Here is a 15433-nt window from a genome sequence, read left to right as displayed (position 1 = left end):
CTTTTCTTGCTGTTACTAGCCGGCGCCCGACCGGCGCGGGCCACCCACCTGCTAGGGGGAGAAATGACGTATCGCTACCTCGATAATAAAGGGCCGGCGGCGGCTCCACTCCGCTACGAGATAACGGTGACGCTGTACAATAACTGCGGCATTTCGGGTATTGCCTCGCCCCGTACTACGGCTGGCGTCGGCATTTATGACCAGGCCACTGGGGCCAGAATTATTCTGAATGCTACTAATTATCCCACTACCTCGACGTTTGTGGGGCAAACGGGCATGATGAGCATTCCGCAGACGTCGCTTACCGCGTGTATTTCGCCGCCTATTCCGCCGGGCTGCACCATCTCGGGCGTGTCGCAGCCTTACCAGCTGCAAAAATTTGTTGGGGTCGTCAATCTGCCAAATACGAGCAAAGGCTACTACGCCTTGTTTACGGACGGCAACCGCAATGTTGATATCACCAACCTGTATGACCCCAGCGCCCAGTCCCTGACCTTGTACACGGCCATGGCTCCGCCGACGTTGCCCAACCACTCGCCAGTGTTTTCGGATATTGCCGTGGCTATCATCTGCGCCAACGATACGACGTACCTGCTCAATAATGCCGTCGATGCCGACGGCGACCGCTTGGTGTACTCGTTTGGACAGCCCTATGCTACTACTGGGGGGCTGGGCATCTTACCCTTTACTACCTTTACCCCGCCCCCTGCCCTAGCCGCTTACAGTGGGGGAGCCAATTATACGCCCACCACGCCCTTTGGCACTATGACGGGCAACTTTGCCCTCCTTAATCCTTCAACGGGGCTAGCCAAGTACGGCGCTTCCACGGCGGGGCGTAAGTACGTGGTGGCGGTCGATGTAAAGGAATACCGCACCATCGCGGGGCAGGAAGTGCTCATTGGGGTCACGCGGCGCGATTTGCAACTGGCAGTGGCGACGTGCCCACCTACTAAAATTCCGCTGCTGCCACCCATCAGCGTGATGCCGCGCGACTATACTATTGAGGCGGGCAGTACGCTTACCATTCCCGTCACGGCTACGCAGGCCGATGCCCACCCCCTAGCCCTGACTCTGAACAGCGTGCTGCTCGACGGCGCGGGGGGCTATACTGCCACGCTGAACGGGGACCCCGGTACGCGGCTGGCTGGCAACCCCACGGGCACGGCGGTAGTGTCGGGCATCAACGGCGTCGTATCCGGCACCTTTGTGTACACGGCCGGTTGCGATGCCGCCCGTGCCACGCCCTACGATGTAGCTATTACGGTGAAAGACAATGGCTGCGCCGGCAAAACAATAGCCGATGTGCTGCACATCACTGTAACGAAGCCCACCGGACCGACTGCTATCAGCGGCGACCAGCTCGTGTGCGGGCTCAATGCTACCCGCAGCTACACGGCCAGCGGCGGCACGGCTCCTCAGGTAAGCTGGCGCGCGGTGGGCGGCACCATCGTGGGTAGCCCCACCGCCAATCCGGTGCAGGTGCAGTGGCGCGGGGCGGGCACCGGCACCATAGTGGCTAGGGGCCTGACCAAATATGGCTGCCTCACCGACTCAGTTGCGCAAAGTATCAGGGTGTCGCAAACTGCTACGCTAGCCATTACGGGTAAGCTCGCCATTTGCCAGGGCAGCAGCACTACCCTGACCGTGGCGGGCGGCACGGCCCCGTACACCGTTAGCGGGGGCCTAGCATTATTACCGGGCCCGGACCTTTTACGGTTAGTCCTACCGCCACTACTACCTATACCATTACTGGTGCGGCGGCCCCCAACAGCTGCGGCGCTACCGGCCAGGTAACCGTGACACTGCTACCCGTGCCGGCTGCCAGCGTGGGTATTTCGGCGCGCAGTACCTGCTCGGGCATCCCGATTACCATCGGGGCAGCGGCCGTAGCGGGCTCTGCGTATAGCTGGAGCCCAGCTGCGGGCCTCAGCAGCAGCACGGTAGCCAACCCTATCGTCACGCTTATCAACACGGGCGCTGCGCCCACTACCACCACATATACCCTCACCGAAACCAATGCCAGTGGGTGCCAGGCTACGAATACGGTGGCCGTGACGGTAAACCCGGCCGTGACGGCGGGCACCATCAGCGCTAGCCAAACGGTGTGCTCGGGCACTGCTCCGGCGCCGTTTACGGGTACGACCGGGGTTGGCAGCGGCCCCAACACCTATACTTATCAGTGGGAATCGTCGCCCGACAACTCGACCTGGACGGCCATCGCGGGCGCTACCGACCCTGGCTACGCGCCCGGCCCGGTAAATGCCGCCACTTACTACCGGCGGCAGGCTACGGCCACCTGCGGCACGGCCTATTCCAATGTGGTAGCGGTGCAGCTGCAGCCACTGCTTGTGTCGGGGGTGGCGCTGGCTACGCCGCCGGCGCAGTGCGCCGGCACGGCCTTCACCTTTGCGCCCTCGCCGACCAATGCCGGTGCGGCGCCCACCTACCGGTGGTTTGTGAATGGGGTATTGGCGGCGACCAGTCCCACCTTCAGCAGCACGACGCTGCGCGATGGCGACCAGGTACAGGTAGAATTATCGCCCACCGTAGGCTTTTGCGCCAGTGGCCCGGCCACGGCTACCGTTACGATAAGCCTGACGCCGGTGGCCCAGCCCGCCGTAACGATGACCCTGCAAACCACGTTGCCGGTGTGCGCGGGCGTGCCCGTCACCTTCAGCCTCGACAAGGCTACTAACCCCGGCCCTAGCCCGCAGTATCAGTGGCAGGTAGATGGCAAGGACGTGGCCGGGGCCACAACCCCGGTGTTTACCAGCAGCACCCTGCGCGATGGCCAGACCGTGACGCTGCTGCTGCGCGCCGCCACGGTGTGCGGCCCGGTCACGGCTGCTGCCAGCGGCGTGCGCGTCAGCATCAGCCCGGTGGTGCATGTGGTGGCCGGCCCCGATAAGACCATTATGGAAGGCGACCAGGTGGAGCTGGAAGGCCAGGCCGACGGCAACTACCCGGTGACGTGGAGCCCCCTGGCGGGTCTCACGTTTGGCAATAACCCGCTGCGGCCCACTGCCTCACCCGTCATCACGACCACCTACACGCTGTCGGCCGGCACCGGCAGTTGCGCCGACAGCAGCCCCGTGACCGTGACCGTGACGCCGCGCGTGCGCATCCCCACGGCCATCAGCCCCAACGGCGATGGCCACGACGACACCTGGGAAATTGACAACATCGGCAGCTATAGTGGCAACCATGTGCTGGTATTCAACCGCTGGGGCAGCAAGATTTTTGAGGCTTCGGGCTACAGCCACGCGGCCGAGTGGAATGGTACTATTGGGGGGCAGCCGGCCCCCTTGGCACTTATTATTACGTCATTACGCTCGGCAACGGCAAGGCGTATAGTGGCCCTGTGACGGTAGTGTATTAACTTATCAGGCGCTTAGCGGAGCCGGCTAGCCCGCCGGCTCCGCTAAGTCGCTCATTTCCTCCCGACTACCTCCCTAGCAATCCTGCTCAGTGAAAAAAAACTTACCCGGCCTTTTCTTTTTGCTGCTGCTAGCAGCCGGGGCGGCCCGGCCGGGACAGGCCCAGCAACTGGCGCAATACAGCCAGTACATGAACAATAATTATATCCTCAACCCCGCCGTGGCCGGCACCGAGGATTATATCGACCTCAAGTTTAGCTACCGGGCGCAGTGGGCCGGCCTGGAGGGCGCTCCCCGCACCTACTACGCCAGCGCCAACTCCTCGCTGGGCAGCCTGCGCTCGCAGTCCAAGCGCACCAAGCACGACTGGGCGCGCGGCTTTCACGCCGTGGGCGGCATTGTGTACAGCGACGTAACCGGCCCCACCAGTCGCACCGGTATCTACGGCTCCTACACCTATAACCTGGCCCTGTCGCGCACCGTGCGCCTGGCAATGGGCGCGTCGGTGGGCATGCAGCAGTTCGCCGTCGATGGCTCGCAGCTGCAATTTCACAGCGGCTACATTGCGGCTAGCCAGTCATCGCGGGTGCCCGACGCCACGATTGGCCTGTGGCTCTATAGCCCCGATTTTTACGTGGGCGCCTCGTCGGCCCAAATCCTGGGCAATCAGCTCGACCTCGCCTATTCGCCCGTCAACCAGGTCACGTACACCAACAAGCTGGAGCGCCACTATTTTGCCACGGCCGGCGGGCGCCTGCCCATCAGCGAAGACCTGTCGCTGGTGCCCTCGGTACTGGTCAAGTATATGAAGCCCGCGCCCGTGTCCGTCGACCTCAACATGAAGCTCAAGTTTCGGGACCTGCTGTGGGCGGGCGCCTCGTGGCGGGCCACCAATGCCTTTGTAGGCATGGTGGGCGTCGATTTCAGCTTTGGCAGCCTGAGCTACTCCTACGACGCCAGCACCACGGCCATCTCGGCCTACCAGTGGGGTAGCCACGAAGTCATCTTGGGTATCAAGCTCAAGAAAGTGCCCCGCCCGGCCTGCCCCGACCCCTTCTGGTAGGCTAATGGGGCCGCGCGGGCAGGCCAGCCAGCGGTGCGAAACGATGGCTGATGTTCCGCAAACTACCTTACCTGGGCACGCTTCCTGCGCTACTTAGGCTGCGAGCGGGCTAGCCGGCGGCGCACATCGTCGTGCTGCCGGTACAGGCTCATCTCCTGCGAGTAGGGGTCGGTGTTCCAGAAAGGATTGAAGGTTTCGAGGTTGGTGCGCAGGCGGCTGAACTCCTTTTCCTGCGCCACATCCAGTACCAGGGCGGTCGAGTCGGCTTGCAGGGCGGCAAAGCGGCTAGCCAACAGCTGCTCGATAGCGGCGATTTCGGTGCCGCCCTTGTCGGGCTTGGGCAGCTTTTTGGCGGGGGTGCGCTTCTGCGGAAAGGCGTGCGCCTGGTAGGTAGCCGGCGTCACGAACAGCGTGGCTTTTTGCTGCGGTGCATCGCGGTTGCTCAGGGCGCGCACGCCGAGCGTGACCAGGCCGCCTACCGGCACGTACTGGGCCCGGGCCGAAAAAGTGAGGCCCAGCAAGCCGGCCACGAGGAAAGTGTGTTTCATCGCGCCGAAGATATAGTACAATCTCGCCTCCGTTTAACTTCAGCCCAGTTGGCGGGCCACTTTTTTTGTGCGTCATTTGAAAACTGGCTGGCTGCTTACTTCGGGCCAGTCGGTTTTTTCTATGCCCATTCTGCGACTTGTCTTTTTCTGCTGCTGGCTAGGGCCGCTCCTGAGCCTGGCCCAGTCCCAGGCGCCTGCCCACTACCCCACCCCGGTAGAGAGCGATTTTGCGCTGGCTAATTTTCGCTTTGCCAGCGGCGAGAGCCTGCCTAGCCTCAACCAGCACTATACCACCGTGGGCCAGCCGCGCCGCGACAAAGCCGGCCATATTATGAATGCGGTGCTCATTATGCACGGCACCACGGGCGCGGGCACCAGCTTTTTGAGCGAGCTGTTTGCGGGCCATCTGTTTGGGCCGGGGCAGCCGCTGGATGCGGCCAAGTACTACATTATTCTGCCCGATGCCATCGGCCACGGCAAGTCGAGCAAGCCGAGCAACGGGCTGCACATGCAGTTTCCGAAGTACACCTACGACGACATGGTAGTGGCCAACTACCGTCTGCTCACCGAGAAGCTGGGTATCGGGCACCTGCGCCTAGTGATGGGCACCTCAATGGGCGGCATGGAAACCTGGGTGTGGGGCTACAAATACCCCGACTACATGGATGCGCTGCTGCCACTGGCTAGCCTGCCCGTGGAGATTGGGGGCCGCAACCGTATGCTGCGCAAAATGGCCATCGATATGATAGAGCTGGACCCCGCCTGGCAGGGCGGCAACTACACCACCGAGCCTAAAGTAGGGCTAGCCGGGGCCGCGTCGTCGCTGATTTTTATGACCAGCAGCCCCAAGCAGATGCAGAAGCTGGCTCCCACCCGCGCCCAGGCCGAGGCCGCCCTGGCCCAGACCGAAAGCCGCCTGTATAGCTCGCTCGATGCCAATGACTTTATCTACCAGTTCGATGCCTCGCGCGACTACAATCCGGCGCCGCACCTAGCGGCCATTAAGGCGCCGCTATTCGCCATCAACTCGGCCGACGACCAGGTGAACCCGCCCGAGCTTGGCATCCTGGACGCTGAAATCAAGAAGGTGCCGCACGGGCGCTACATCCTGCTGCCCATCACCGACCTCACAACCGGCCACGGCACGCACTCCAACCCCAGCATCTGGGGCAGCTACTTGCTGGAACTGCTGGCCCTCACCGAAAAGCCCGTGCGCTAGGGCTGGCCTTTTTTGGCCGGGGCCGGCAGGGCCGGGAAGCGGGCCGGCGCCCGGCGGTGGTGGGTGGCCTGCTCGTAGCCGTAGGCATACTTTATCAGCGTCGGCTCGTCAAACGAGCGGCCCAGAAACTGCAAGCCGGCCGGCAGATTATCGTAGGTAAAACCCATCGGCACGGTGAAGGCGGGCTGGCCCGTGTGCGGGGCAATGAGCTGGCTGTTATCGCCTTTATACCCTTTAAAATCGCCGATTTTGGCGGGTGGGTTGTTCCAGGTCGGGTACACCAGCGCGCCTACGCGGTAGCGGTCCATCACGGCCGTCACGGCCTGGCGAAAGGCTAGCCGGCGCGGGTCGGTGTAGGCCTCGCCGCGGCCGGGCTGGCGGGGGCTCGGCGCCACGCCGTGGGCCAGCTCATCCTGCAAATTCTCTTTGATGTAGGCCGAATACTTGCCCGAAGCCAGTACCTCATCGATGTTTTTTACCGGCACCTTCGGCCCCTGGTCGGCCAGGTATTGATTTACGTCGTGCTTAAATACCGAGCTCCACTGCCCGGCGCTCACGCGGTCGAAGTCCGGGATTTCAACGTCTACCACCGTGGCCCCAGCCCGGCGCAGGTCGGCCATGGCCTGCTCAAATAGCGCCTTCACCTGCGGGTCGGGGTGGCGCTCGCTCAGGGTACGCAACACCCCAATGCGGGCGCCTTTGAGGCCGCTAGGGTCCAGAAACTGCCGGTAGCCCCGCGCCGGAATTTTGCCGGCGCTATAGCTCGTGAGCGGGTCGGCCGGGTCGGGGCCGGTCGCCAGCACGTCGAGCAGGCGGGTGGCATCGGCCACCGAGCGAGCCATGGGGCCGCCGGTATCGTTGCGCAGGTACAGCGGCACGATGCCGGCCCGGCTCAGCAGTCCCAGCGTGGGCCGGAAACCTACCAGCGCATTGTGCGACGACGGCCCCCGAATCGAATTGCCGGTGTCAGTGCCCAGGCCGGCCGTGCCGAAGCTAGCCGCCACGGCCGCCGCCGTGCCGCCGCTCGAGCCGGCCGGCACGTGCTCCAGGTTGTAGGGGTTGCGCGTTTCGCCCGCGAGGGAGCTAATCGTTACCATTGGGCTGAAGGCCCATTCGGCCATGTTAGACTTGGCCAGCACAATGGCGCCGGCCGCTTTCAGCGCCTTTACCATTGTGGCATCGGTGTTCGGCGCAAAGCCTTTGAGGGCTAGCGAGCCGGCCGCCGTTTGCAGGCCGGCTGTGTTGTAGTTATCCTTCACAATTAAGGCCGTGCAGTGCAGCGGGCGCAGCTTGCCGGTGCGCCGGTATTCGGCGTCGAGCTGCCGGGCCGCAGCCAGGGCTTCCGGATTGGTAACGACGATAGCGTTGAGTTGGGTAGGCTGGTCGTAGGCCGCAATGCGCGCCTGGTAGGCCCGCACGAGCTGCTCGCAGTTGCAGTCGCCCCGCCGAAGTGCCTGCTGCACCTGCTCTATCGACGCCTCCGCCACCTCAAAAGGCACATGCGCTACCGGCTGTTCGCGCGCGGCCTGCTGGCAGCTGCTACCAAACAAAGCACTCAGCAACAATAACAAAAAGAGCCGACTGGCTTGGAATAAAATGCTCATGCGGAGAAAATTTCGGTGCGGGTAGGCAAGAGCCCCAGATTGCCCGGCCGAAAATAGGCTTATTTCGTTGGGCTTGTTACCCCGGGTCGGGCATTTGGCAGGCCAGCCTGCCTTCGAGAGGCGAAAAAATCACCACTTGGCTAGCTAAACGGCACAAAAAAAGCCCCGTTCGCACGGGACTTTTGGATAGGCTACTGCCTGTTTTATTCGCGAGGTATTAGGGGCTAGTGCCCGGCCCCCGGCGCTACCTAAAGCTGCCGGCGAAAGGCCTGAAAAGCACTACCAGTTGCGACTGGTAGCGGAGCCCCCATACCGCCGTGGGCCGCGTAGAAGGCGGCCATCGCGGCCTCCAGGGCGGGCCGGTCGTGCAAGCCTACGCTGGCAAATACATCTTGGGCGGCCAACGGAGCCTCGCGGCTGCTAAGCCGGCAGGCATCAACTCCCAGCGGATGCTCCAGAAACAAGCTGGAACCATCGGCAGCCAAGTGGTCGAACTGATAGCGCCAAGCGTGCGCAAAGGAAGCAGGGCCACTTACGGGGGTGCGGGCGGTGGGCGAGAAGCCGAGGCTCCGCAGATAGGCATTGGTCATGGCACAAGTATTTAAAATATAATTATTTTACGCACAAGCACTTATATTCGTTATAATCCTACTTACGTGGCGGGCAGAGTCCTATTCCTGGCGCAGTCTACGCGGCTCGCCGCTTATCCCGATTACCCGGCGAAGCTATTGGCTAGGGTCACTTGCTTCGGCATAAGGCCCGGTACACCGTCGGCACTGGTTGGCGCACCCTGCTTATTACTCTTGCAATCTAACCCGTTGAGTAGTTACCAATCCAGCGCAGGCAACACTGGCCACCACGCAAGCCAACTCTAGCTGTGCTTGTCTTCACTAAAATAGAAAAACCCGCCTAGAATCACTCTAGGCGGGTTTAAAGTGGAGATGCAGGGATTCGAACCCTGGTCCAGACAAGGAAGCCGACGTGCTTTCTACGTGCGTATCTATGCTTGATTTTTCGAAGAAGTCCAGGCGCACATCAGGCCCTTGAACTTCCCTTATCCGCAGTTGGGTTTCGCCGCCGAATCACGGCTCTTCGACGGCTAGTTTCTACTTACGACGCTCCAGACTCCCAGGTGTAAAAACTTACCCGAGTGGAACGATGGCAGTGCGTAGTTCTAAACTAGGCAGCCATGGCGTACGAATAGTCGCCAGTTGTTGTTTGATAGATTTTTTGGCGGGAGAGCTTCCATCAACTCCCGGCACGCTTACCCGCGACTTACGCAAGCTGTCAATTCCGGTCATCCCCAAATTAGAAAGAACGAGTTCCGCGCCGAAGAGCGGGGCGCAAAGATACGCGCCTGGGCTAGTAAATGTTTTGAGACTGGCTTTTGTTCCGTTAGGAGCGCGCTGGCCGGGGCTAGCGGCGGCCCCCTTTCGCAGCCGGCCAGCGCGCGGCCTCACGCCCCGGCGGCGGTATCTTTGTGGTGTATCGACTATGGAAAATTTTGTTGTTTCGGCTCGTAAATATCGTCCGGTCACGTTTCGCAGCGTGGTGGGGCAGCAGCACGTCACTACCACGCTGCAGAACGCTATTCAGAGTCAGCATTTAGCGCAGGCGTTTCTGTTTTGCGGGCCGCGCGGGGTGGGTAAAACCACCTGCGCCCGCATCCTGGCCAAGACGATAAACTGCACCAACCTCACGCCCGAAGCCGAGGCTTGCGGCGTGTGCACCTCGTGCGTGGCGTTTCAGGAAAACGCTTCCTTTAACGTGCACGAGCTGGATGCGGCGTCGAACAACTCGGTCGAGGACATTCGCTCGCTGGTGGAGCAGGTGCGCTACGCGCCGCAACAGGGCCGCTTCAAGATTTACATCATCGACGAGGTGCACATGCTCTCGAATGCGGCCTTCAATGCCTTTTTGAAGACGCTGGAGGAGCCACCGAGCTACGCCATTTTTATTCTGGCAACCACTGAGCGCCACAAGATTATCCCCACCATCCTGTCGCGCTGCCAGATTTTTGACTTCAACCGCATCCGGGTCGAAGACATTCGGGAGCACCTGCGCTACGTGGCCACGAGCGAAGGCGTGGCGGCCGACGATGACGCCCTGCACCTGCTAGCCCAGAAAGCCGACGGTGGCCTGCGCGACGCCCTGTCGATGTTTGACCAGCAGGTAACGTTTGCCGGCAATAACTTGACCTACAAGGAGGTGGTGCAAAATCTGCACATCCTCGACTACGACTACTATTTCCGGCTGGTAGACGCGCTGCTGCGCGAAAACCTGTCGCAGGCGCTGCTGCTGCTCGACTCAGTGATGCAGCAGGGCTTTGACCTGCATAATTTTGTGGTAGGCACCGCCGAGCACCTGCGCGGCCTGCTGGTGTGCAAAGACGCCGTGACGGTGCAGCTGCTGGAAGTATCGGATAATATTCGGCAGCAGTACGTGCGCCAAGCCCAGGCCGCGCCCCTGCCTTTCCTGCTCTCGGCCCTGAACCTGGTGAGCCAGTGCGACCGCGAGTTCAAGCAAGCCAAAAACCAGCGCCTGCACGTCGAGCTAGCCCTCATGAAGCTGGCGTATCTCAATGGCGCCGTGCAGTTTGTGCGCGACCTGACGCCCGCCGCCACTGGCGAGGCTAAAAAAAAAACTAGCAGCCTAGCTAACGGCGCGGCTAGCCCGGTCCCGGCTAGTCTGCCCGCCGCTAGCCCAACTCCCAAGGCGCTACCCCTCAACGAAGCGCCCGAGACCAATGTGCCTGCCGATGGCCCTGAGCCGCTGCCCGTCGAGAGCGGCGTAGTTGAGCTGCATGCCACGCCCAGCATTGAGCCGGAGGCTAGCGAGCCCGTGACGCCGCGCCACCAGGTACGCGACACCCTCCCGCACGTCGAAACCGGCCGGCCCAGCATGCAGGGCCTGGAGCCCACCCAGCGGCCCACCGATGTGCGCCCCGGCACCATTGCGGCCCCTAGCGCCGCGCCCGCTCCGCTGCCGACCCTGCCTAAGCTGCCCAGCTTAGGCAGCCGCCTGCCTGGCCTACGCGATGTGGGCACGCCTACTGCTGCGCCCGCCGCCCGCGCCACCCCGGCCGCCGCCGAGCCAACGGCAGCACCGGCCCCCACCGGCCCGCTAGCCCCCATTGCCCCCGAGCTGCTGCAAGCCGTGTGGCAGCAGCTGGCCGAAGAGCGCCGCGCCCAGGACAAGATGAGCGAGTTTATGGTGCTGAACCGGCCGGTGGCAGCTGATGCGGGCCACGTCATCACGCTCACCGTCGATAACCCGGTGCAGGTCGTGCAGTTTAACGACTTTCGGGCCGAGTTTATGGCCGAGCTGCGGCGCCGCACCGGCCACCCGGGCCTCACGGTGCAGACGGAAGTGGCTAGTGCGGCGCCCACCGGCCGCAAGCTTTACACTTCCAACGATAAGTTTGCCTACTTGGCCGAGAAGTACCCCGCCTTGCAGGAAATGAAGCAGCGGCTAGGGTTGGATGCGGATTTTTAAGCGCTGCTGGCTGGGGCTGCTGGCCCTGGCTGGCTGCCACGCGCAAGCCCCGGCCCCACCACCCTTGCGCGTGAGCGTAGTGGGCGATGTGCTGCTGGCCCGCGCCGTGCCCGCCGCCCTGGTCCGCGATAGCGCCGCCCTGCGCCGCACCACGCGGCAGTTGTGGGCTGGCAGCCGGTACGTCATCGGTAACCTGGAATGCCCGCTCACTGACACGGCCCAGCCAGTTCACAAAGTCTTTGTTTTTCAAGCTAATCCGCACTGGGCGGCGTGGCTGCACAGCCTGGGTTTCACGCACTTTTCGCTGGCGAATAACCACACCCTCGACCAGCACCTGCTCGGCCTACGGGCCACCGCCCGCGCCGCAAAAGCGGCCCGGCTAGGGCCGCTGGGCTACCAGCCCGACTCGCTAGCCGGCTGCCTGCCCACCGTGCTCGGGGCCGATAGCAGCGTGGTGGTATTCGCTTTCTCGGCACTGCGGCAAGGCTTAGCGGGCGAGGGCTGCGTGTGCGGGCGCGACTTCGCTACGCTCTGCGAGCGGGTAGCCACGTATAAAACGCTGTTTCCGGAGCGAGCCGTGCTTGTGTACTTGCACTGGGGCACCGAATACGCCGCTCAGCCCAGCCCCGAGCAGCGCCAACAGGCGCACGACCTGCTCGATGCGGGCGCGGCGGCCGTGGTGGGCGCGCACCCGCACGTGGTGCAGCCGGTGGAGTTTTACCGGGGCCGGCCGATAGTGTACAGCCTGGGAAATTTTCTATTCGACCAGCGCGGCGGCGTTACTTCGCTGGCCGCGCAAGTCGATTTCGATTGCCGCCAGGGCTGGGTAGTGGCTACTTATTTTCGGCCGTTGCAGCTCGCTGGGGCCATTCCGCAATTGGCTGGCGCCACTAGGCAGCAATTAACGCAGCGTCTCACGCCAGCCGATGGCAGCGCCATTCTTGCCTCCGAAGCAGCTGGCTGGCTGGCCCGGCCCACCGTCCCTACTGCCAATTCGCTGCCCGCTTACTTGGTGCCGCATCTCACGCTGACCGGGCCCGGCAACAGCCGTACCACCGTGCGTCTGCGCTACCTGCCTCACCGCCGCGAGTATCAGGTGCGCGCCCGCACCGGTGATGTGGACGCTGTATTGCCGCTGGGTTTTCCACTGTACCGCCTGACGCAAGGCGACGTTGATAAGGACGGGCAGGCCGACTTGCTTATCGGTCCCATCAAACGCACGCCGCTCGATACCACAGTGCAGCGGCGGCTCTTCGTGTATAGCCTCGACAGCGCCGGGCGGTGGCAGCCGCGCTGGCGCGGTTCGCGTTTGGCGTATAAGTTATTATATTTCAAATTAATAGCTCATCAAAGACGCACCTACGTGCTTAGTCTGGAGCAGGAGCCGGACGGGCACTATTGCATCGGGCAGTATTATTGGCAAGGCTTCGGGCTGGGGTTGGTTAGCTTCAAAGAGCGGGGCCTGAGCAAGGCCGGCGCGTATCGGGCATTCGTGCACCAGTGACGGCTTCACTTACTGATTTTTAGTTATTTGCATGAATCGCAGACGTTTACTCGCCGGACTGGCAGTGTTGCTGCTGGTAGTGGCCGGCTTGGGCTATTATTGGGCGCGGCCGACTACGCCAGCTACCAAAGCCCCGGTGGCGGCCCCCGGCTCGCCGGCGCGTACTACAGTTAGCGCAGCGGATACTACGTTTCAACTTACGCGGCTAGCCGATACGACCCACGACAACGGCTTTGGGGAGCAGGTACCCATTGTGCTGACGGAGGATAAAAAGGAGCTGGCCCACCTGTACCAGCGGCCCGACATCAAGGAATACTACGCGGGCGAAGGGCCAGGCGGCGATGAACCGATGACCGCGCACCACGCCCCGCCGCCCCCGCTGAATTTCACCCAGTCGCTGGCCGGCAAGTCGTACCTCGATTTGCTGCTGCTGCGCAACGAGCTGTATGCCCGCAACGGCTACTGCTTTATGAACGCCACGGTGCGGCGCTTTTTTGATGCCAAAAAGTGGTATCGCCCGGTCTGGAACGACGAAACCTGGGTTGACGGCAAGAAAGTAGCCGCCGCCCAGCCTATCCCGGTGCCGCTGAACAAGCAGGAAGCGGCTTTTGCCCAGCAGATTCATGACCAGGAGCAACGGCTGCTAGCCCACCGCGTCGTAACCCAGAATGGCTACCCGATGCTAGCCCTCGATTTTGTGGTAAACCAACGCCAAGGTCCCTTTACCCCGGCCATGCAGCAGGTGCTGGCCCGCCACAATTTCGTGATAGTGCCCACTCGGGAGGAGCAGCTTTTTTACGGCTACGACCAGAGCGAATACGACTACACCCCCAATTTCGTCACCACTGACCTGGTGCTGCAACTGCTGCACAAGTATCTGAATGGGATTCTGAGCGATGTGGAAGAGGTGCGGCTGGTGCCCGTGGTAACCCAGCTAATGAGCCAGGGCGCCACCCAGGCGCAGGCGCTGGCCCGGCAGTGCCAGAACCCCCAGGCCCGCGACGCGGCCGACTGGGCAGCCGCCTACTACGCCATCGGCCGCAATCTCCTCACGGGCGGCCGGGCCACCGTGGCCGGGGCCTACGCCGACCAGGTGCCCAACGAGGTAGCCCACGCCACCTTAGCCGAGGGCAGCGGCTCAACCTTTTTGCAAGCCCCTGGTTTCCAATACGGCGGGCTTAAGCCGCGGGGGCTGTACACCCGCACCGATACCACGCGCCGCTACTTCCGGGCGGTGAAGTGGCTGAATACGGCCCCGGTCTTCCTGGACTCGGATGCCGGGCTGCTGCGGGCGCTGGCGCTGGCCAAAGCACTGGCCGCTAGCCCGGCCGCCACCCAGAGCTTTCAGAGCCTGACCCACGTGCTCGACGTGCTGGTAGGCGACGAAGACAACCGCTCGCTCACCCATCTGCTGCGCCTGCTGGCAACCGACTACGCCGGGCAGTCGCTCGACCAATTGACGGCGCCGGCCAAGCTGGCCAGTCTCCGCCAGGCACTGCTCGCCACTGGCACCGACCGCATCCGGCCCAAGGGGGCCGGGGCCGAAACCCGACCGGCGCTCCTGTTCACGGCCGGACGCTACACGTTTGATGGCGAGATTTTGTCGCGCCTTACCGAAGTGCTACGCGAGCCCGCCCCCAAGCGGCCATTCCCGAAGGGCCTGGATGTTTTTGCGGCCTTCGGCGACCACACAGCCGAAGACGTTCTGCTCAACCACTACCAGGAGGCCGCCCACTGGCCCGCCTACCCCGATACGCTGCGGGTAGTGCAACGGCAGTTTGCCAGCTATACCAACTGGGACCAGAATCTCTATACTAAGACTATGCAGTTGCTACTAGGGCTAAACTCGCCTCAGCCTGATACGGCTCTGCCTTACTTTGCCCGCACCCCAGCCTGGCAGCGGCGCAACCTCAGCACTGCCCTCGGCGGCTGGGCCGAGCTAAAGCACGACCTGCTGCTATACACCGAGCAGCCAATGGGGGCCGAAGGAGGCGGCCCGGATGGCGGGCCGCCCGAGCCCAATCACTTGGGTTATGTCGAACCTAACCTGCCCTTCTGGGAGCGGGCGCTGGCCCTGCTGGCGTTTCAGGACAAAACCCTGCGCCAGCTCCACGTCAATACGCCGCACCTCGATGGGCTAAACGTCAGCCTGCGCGACCTGGTAGTCAAGCTACAAAAGCTGGCCCAAAAGGAAGTAGCCCACCAACCCCTGACAACCGACGAGATGAACGACCTGGTGCACATCGGCGCGGAAGCGGAGCAGCTTCTCATTGAAATTCTCAAAACTGCTCAGCTACCTGACCGCGAGCGCCATATGGGTCAGGTAGCCGACGTATACAGCTTCAATGATACGGCGCTGGAAGAAGCCGTCGGAGCAGCCGATGCGCTCTATGTGGTAGTGCCCATTAACGGTACGGCGGTGCTGGCGCGCGGGGCCATTTTCAGTTACTACGAGTTTCCCAGCACTACCCGCCTCACCGACGAAGAGTGGAAAGCGCGACTGAGCAAACAAGCCCCGCCCCGCCCCACCTGGCTGCGCGACCTGATAGTACCGGTACCCGCGCTCAACAAGAATAGTAATGCTGACTACGCAGGCTCCCTCAACCTGCCCCAGGGAAAATAG

At 62.6% G+C, this 15433-nt stretch carries 10 protein-coding genes and 1 other RNA gene; 7 read left to right on the top strand and 4 right to left on the bottom strand.

All coding sequences use genetic code 11. The features are described 5' to 3' along the window. The first annotated feature begins 6 nt into the window (after positions 1–6). The 3 genes from GKZ68_RS01795 to GKZ68_RS01785 all read left to right on the top strand — a co-directional run bounded on the left by GKZ68_RS01795 (position 7) and on the right by GKZ68_RS01785 (position 4440). Positions 7–1794 carry a hypothetical protein gene (locus GKZ68_RS01795; protein WP_173110162.1) on the top strand — a complete coding sequence of 596 codons (1788 nt, stop codon included), beginning with the start codon at positions 7–9 and terminating at the stop codon, positions 1792–1794. A gap of 2 nt (positions 1795–1796) precedes the next feature. Then, on the top strand, positions 1797–3365 hold the full coding sequence (locus tag GKZ68_RS01790) for a gliding motility-associated C-terminal domain-containing protein (RefSeq protein WP_173110160.1): 1569 nt from the start codon (positions 1797–1799) through the stop codon (positions 3363–3365). 133 nt (positions 3366–3498) lie between these two features. After that, positions 3499–4440 carry a type IX secretion system membrane protein PorP/SprF gene (locus tag GKZ68_RS01785; protein ID WP_173110158.1) on the top strand — a complete coding sequence of 314 codons (942 nt, stop codon included), beginning with the start codon at positions 3499–3501 and terminating at the stop codon, positions 4438–4440. 89 nt (positions 4441–4529) lie between these two features. Here the strand turns inward: GKZ68_RS01785 and GKZ68_RS01780 are convergent, their stop codons facing one another. After that, positions 4530–4988: a hypothetical protein gene (locus tag GKZ68_RS01780; protein WP_173110156.1), complete on the bottom strand. Its 459-nt coding sequence runs from the start codon at positions 4986–4988 to the stop codon at positions 4530–4532. 121 nt (positions 4989–5109) lie between these two features. On the opposite strand from GKZ68_RS01780, the gene GKZ68_RS01775 reads away from it, so the two are divergent. Continuing rightward, positions 5110–6207: an alpha/beta fold hydrolase gene (locus GKZ68_RS01775; RefSeq protein WP_173110154.1), complete on the top strand. Its 1098-nt coding sequence runs from the start codon at positions 5110–5112 to the stop codon at positions 6205–6207. Here GKZ68_RS01775 and GKZ68_RS01770 read toward each other — a convergent pair. The 3 genes from GKZ68_RS01770 to ssrA form a co-directional block, all read right to left on the bottom strand. Continuing rightward, positions 6204–7811, bottom strand: coding sequence for an amidase family protein (locus tag GKZ68_RS01770; protein WP_173110152.1), 1608 nt, complete (start codon positions 7809–7811; stop codon positions 6204–6206). The genes GKZ68_RS01775 and GKZ68_RS01770 overlap by 4 nt on opposite strands. Positions 7812–8059: 248 nt before the next feature. After that, positions 8060–8401, bottom strand: coding sequence for a hypothetical protein (locus GKZ68_RS01765; RefSeq protein WP_173110150.1), 342 nt, complete (start codon positions 8399–8401; stop codon positions 8060–8062). A gap of 343 nt (positions 8402–8744) precedes the next feature. Beyond that, positions 8745–9116, bottom strand: a transfer-messenger RNA (tmRNA) gene (gene ssrA, locus GKZ68_RS01760). Positions 9117–9305: 189 nt separating this feature from the next. On the opposite strand from ssrA, the gene GKZ68_RS01755 reads away from it, so the two are divergent. Genes GKZ68_RS01755 through GKZ68_RS01745 form a run of 3 tightly spaced genes read left to right on the top strand, consistent with a single transcriptional unit; the run spans position 9306 to position 15433 of the window. Then, positions 9306–11306: a DNA polymerase III subunit gamma/tau gene (locus GKZ68_RS01755; RefSeq protein WP_173110148.1), complete on the top strand. Its 2001-nt coding sequence runs from the start codon at positions 9306–9308 to the stop codon at positions 11304–11306. Continuing rightward, the gene (locus tag GKZ68_RS01750) at positions 11293–12810 is read left to right on the top strand and encodes a CapA family protein (RefSeq protein ID WP_173110146.1); all 1518 of its coding nucleotides are present in this window, start codon (positions 11293–11295) and stop codon (positions 12808–12810) included. Before GKZ68_RS01755 ends, GKZ68_RS01750 begins: the two co-directional genes overlap by 14 nt. Positions 12811–12841: 31 nt before the next feature. Beyond that, a complete protein-coding gene (locus GKZ68_RS01745) occupies positions 12842–15433 on the top strand; it encodes a DUF3160 domain-containing protein (protein ID WP_173110144.1) in 2592 nt (863 codons plus the stop codon).

The sequence above is a fragment of the Hymenobacter sp. BRD128 genome, assembly GCF_013256625.1.
Classification (GTDB): domain Bacteria; phylum Bacteroidota; class Bacteroidia; order Cytophagales; family Hymenobacteraceae; genus Hymenobacter.
The sequence above is the reverse complement of the archived record's forward strand: the minus strand, read 5'-3'. Positions and strand labels throughout refer to the sequence as shown.

Bases quoted from the DNA above. Each gene is read 5' to 3' on its own strand.
- GKZ68_RS01765 (WP_173110150.1), bottom strand. From the start codon at position 8,401: ATGACCAATGCCTATCTGCGGAGCCTCGGCTTCTCGCCCACCGCCCGC.
- GKZ68_RS01770 (WP_173110152.1), bottom strand. From the start codon at position 7,811: ATGAGCATTTTATTCCAAGCCAGTCGGCTCTTTTTGTTATTGTTGCTG.
- GKZ68_RS01750 (WP_173110146.1), top strand. From the start codon at position 11,293: ATGCGGATTTTTAAGCGCTGCTGGCTGGGGCTGCTGGCCCTGGCTGGC.
- GKZ68_RS01755 (WP_173110148.1), top strand. From the start codon at position 9,306: ATGGAAAATTTTGTTGTTTCGGCTCGTAAATATCGTCCGGTCACGTTT.
- GKZ68_RS01780 (WP_173110156.1), bottom strand. From the start codon at position 4,988: ATGAAACACACTTTCCTCGTGGCCGGCTTGCTGGGCCTCACTTTTTCG.
- GKZ68_RS01775 (WP_173110154.1), top strand. From the start codon at position 5,110: ATGCCCATTCTGCGACTTGTCTTTTTCTGCTGCTGGCTAGGGCCGCTC.
- GKZ68_RS01745 (WP_173110144.1), top strand. From the start codon at position 12,842: ATGAATCGCAGACGTTTACTCGCCGGACTGGCAGTGTTGCTGCTGGTA.